This is a genomic window from Brevundimonas sp., from assembly GCF_031082345.1.
Lineage (GTDB): Bacteria > Pseudomonadota > Alphaproteobacteria > Caulobacterales > Caulobacteraceae > Brevundimonas.
Map to the genome: position 1 here is coordinate 2,213 of NZ_JAVHLH010000194.1, position 3,415 is coordinate 5,627.

4 protein-coding genes are annotated in these 3,415 nt (G+C 68.7%); 2 read left to right on the forward strand and 2 right to left on the reverse strand.

Annotation, left to right across the window (positions count from 1 at the left end):
- Positions 1-487: 487 nt before the first annotated feature.
- Both recR and RDU12_RS11850 read right to left on the reverse strand, forming a co-directional pair.
- The gene (recR, locus tag RDU12_RS11845) at positions 488-1,090 is read right to left on the reverse strand and encodes a recombination mediator RecR (RefSeq protein ID WP_308684760.1); all 603 of its coding nucleotides are present in this window, start codon (positions 1,088-1,090) and stop codon (positions 488-490) included.
- 260 nt (positions 1,091-1,350) lie between these two features.
- Entirely contained in the window at positions 1,351-1,680 is a 330-nt protein-coding gene (locus tag RDU12_RS11850) for a YbaB/EbfC family nucleoid-associated protein (RefSeq protein WP_300292673.1), read from the reverse strand.
- 151 nt (positions 1,681-1,831) lie between these two features.
- Here RDU12_RS11850 and RDU12_RS11855 point away from each other — a divergent pair, with 151 nt between their 5' ends.
- Complete coding sequence (locus RDU12_RS11855; protein WP_300292675.1) at positions 1,832-2,446, forward strand: malonic semialdehyde reductase; 615 nt, start codon at positions 1,832-1,834, stop codon at positions 2,444-2,446.
- A gap of 257 nt (positions 2,447-2,703) precedes the next feature.
- The gene (locus RDU12_RS11860) at positions 2,704-3,285 is read left to right on the forward strand and encodes an endonuclease domain-containing protein (RefSeq protein WP_308684764.1); all 582 of its coding nucleotides are present in this window, start codon (positions 2,704-2,706) and stop codon (positions 3,283-3,285) included.
- Positions 3,286-3,415: the final 130 nt, after the last annotated feature.

Below are 3,415 nucleotides of genomic sequence, written 5' to 3' on the forward strand. Positions count from 1 at the left end.
CTTAGCGGGAGTCGGAGGGGGCCGCCATGGCGGCAGCCGAGGTAGACTCGCGGAGTCCACAGTGGATGGAGTCTACCTCGTCTACTTCGTCCGAGGGTCGGTCGGTCCAAAGCTCCGCGCGGCCGGGGTTGCAGCCATGGGCGGCCCCGCCCTTGTCGGGGCGGGAGACAGTGGATGGAGTCTACCGGGTCCAGGGGGTTGGTCGCGCGGGCAGGTCATGCCGCCACCCTACGCCGGGCCTGCGTCAGAATCGGACGTAGGGACCTTGTCATCCCGGCCGAAGCGAAGCGGAGAGCCGGGACGGAGCTCGCTGTTGTATGGACCTCCCGGAAATCGCGGCGCGATTGTCCGGGAGACGGGCAGTCATCGCGCGAGACTTGCCTGTCTCCCGGATAGCGGCTGACGCCGCTTCCGGGAGGATGTGCCTGGTGGTGACGCGTCCCGGATCGCCGCATTCGCGGCGTCCGGGATGACAAGGGACCTGGTCTCAGGCCGGTCGCCGCTGCCGCAGCGCCTGGATGATCGTCCCGTCGTCGAGCCAGTCGAGTTCGCCGCCGACGGGGACGCCGCGGGCGAGGGAGGTGATCTCGACGCCCGAGCCGGCCAGCCGTTCGGCGATGTAGTGGGCGGTGGTCTGGCCGTCGACGGTGGCGGGCAGGGCGAGGACGACCTCCTTGGCCTCGCCGCCGCGGACCCGGCCGACCAGCTCGGCGACGCGGAGGGCGTCGGGGCCGACGCCGTCGAGGGCCGAGAGCAGGCCGCCGAGCACATGGTATTTGCCGCGGAAGGCGCCGGACCGCTCCATGGCCCACAGGGCGCCGGCCTCCTCGACGACGCAGATCAGGCCGTTGTCGCGGGCGCGGTCGGAACAGATCGAGCAGGGGTCGCGGGTGTCGGGCGCGCCGCAGACGCTGCACGAGGTGACCTTGTCGGCGGTCTCCTGCAGGGAGGCGGCGAGGGGGACGAGCAGTTGTTCGCGCTTCTTGAGCAGGGCGAGGGCGGCGCGACGGGCCGAGCGGGGGCCGAGGCCGGGCAGTTTCGCAAGGAGCGAGATCAGCCGTTCGATTTCGGGTCCGGCGGAAGCAGCCATAGGCGGCGCATATCAGGCGGGAGGACGGTTGCCTATCCGGTCGGCCGCCGGACCAAGGCGGTTCATCACAACGACCACAACGCAAGGCACGACGAACACGACGGGAGCGAGCAGTTCGTCGCCTTCGCGGGCCCTTGCCCGCAATCATTCGATTGCGCCGCCCTGAAGGGCGCCGCGGGCCCACCGGCCCCGTCGTGTCCGTTGTGAACTCGTCGTGCCCGTTGTGATGAACCTTCCAGCGGCGGCCGGAAGAGCCGGACTCAGAACAGCTTGGGCATGCCGGGGATGTTCATCCCGGCCATGGGGCCGGCGGCCTCGCGCATCAGGGCGGAGTTGACCTCGTCCAGCTTGCGCTTGGCGTCGGCATGGGCGGCGACGATCAGGTCGGCGAGGATCTCGGTCTCGCCCGGGACCATCAGGCTGTCGTCGATCGTCACGCGTGTGACCTCGCCGGGGCCCTTCAGCTCGATGGCGACGAGGCCGCCGCCGGAGCTGCCGGAGGCGGTGGTCTCGGCCATTTTCGCCTGGGCGTCCTGCAGCTTCTGCTGCATCGCCTGGGCCTGCTGCATGAGGGCGTTGAGGTCTTTCATGGGCCCTAGATAGGCCCCCTCGACCCGGGGCCGCAAGGGCGCGGCGGACGGTCGCGGGCCGCATCTGTAACAGTATGTGTTCTTGAATGATCCGTCGCGGCGCCTAATTCGTATTCGCAACTGTTGCTAATACTGATCAGGAGGATTCCCCATGGCCTTTGACTCGACCCTCGTTCGCGACCGCCCGCTGTCCGAGGCGGCGCTGGCCCAGCTGTTCACCGAGGCGCGCACGCGCAACGCCTGGTCGGATCGGCCGGTGCCGGAAGCGCTGCTGCGCCAGCTCTACGACCTGACCAAATTCGGCCCGACGGCGGTGAACGCCACCCCGGCGCGGTTCGTGTTCGTGACCTCGCCGGAGGCCAAGGCGCGGCTGATCCCGCTGATGAGCGAGGGCAACCGGGCCAAGACGCTGCAGGCGCCGGTCACGGTGATCATCGGTCAGGACATCGAATTCCACGAACAGCTGCCGAAGCTGTTCCCGCATGCGCCGGGGGCGAAGGACTGGTTCGCCGACGAGGCCGGACGGCGCGAATCGGCCTTCCGCAACGCCTCGTTGCAGGGCGGCTATTTCCTGCTGGCGGCGCGGGCGCTGGGGCTGGATGTGGGTCCGATGTCGGGGTTCGACGCCGAGGGCGTGAAGGCCGAATTCTTCGCCGGCACGACGGTGGAGCCGAACTTCATCGTCAATCTCGGCTACGGCACGGACGAGAACCTGTTCCCGCGCTCGCCGCGGTTGGCGTTCGAGGAGGCGGCCTCGATCATCTAGGCAGCAGGCAGCAGGCAGCAGGCAGCAGGCAGCAGGCAGCAGGCGCCGGAATTCTCCCTCCCTTCCCCCTCGACGGGGGAAGGGTCGGGGATGGGGGTGGAGGCAGGCCGAAACCGGGCGAGGCGCGTAGGGCGCGGACCGAGCCCTACCGCGCCTGACCGGCACACGCTGGCGCGAGCACCCCCACCCAACCCTCCCCCGTCGAGGGGGAGGGCTTTGACCGATTCGACCACGACACCCGGGCCGCGCCCAAGGCGATCGCGCGAGCCCGGAAGTTGCGGGCGGCGCCCACCCGCACCGAGGACAAGCTCTGGATACGCCTCCGTAAGCTCTCGGTTCGCTTCCGGAGACAGGCTCCGATCGGCCCCTACACCGTCGACTTCGCCTGCCATCGGGCCTGCCTAGTGATCGAGGTGGACGGTGGGGTGCATAATCTGCCGGAAGTCGCCGTTCGCGACCTTCAGCGTGATGAATGGCTGAGAGCTCAGGGCTACCGCGTGATCCGGTTCAGCACCAAACAGGTGGAGGATGATATCGAAGGCGTTCTCGCAGCCATTCGCAACGCATCTCCCCTTCCCCTCGACGGGGAAGGGGTCGGGGGATGGGGTGGTGGCACGCTGCGTCAGGACGTGGCGTGTGAGGCGTCGTCGAACGGCGACCGGAGCCCAGCCGCGCCCTCCGACAACCAGCCTGCCTCCACCCCCTCCCAACCCTCCCCCGTCGAGGGGGAGGGCTATTTTTTGCGAGCGTCCAGCGCCCCGGCTCCCCGCATTCGCGGCGTCCGGGATGACAAGGGATGGAGACGGTCGCCGAAGGTCCTTTGGAAGAACGCGACGTGAAGCGGAGGCTGTCGAGGACGGGGAGCGAAACGATCTCCCTACTGGGGCAACTCGAAGTCGTTCATACGCGCAAACGTGCGGGCGAGTTCGTCACACGCGGACTTCGACGCCTCGCAGTGAATGCTCATTG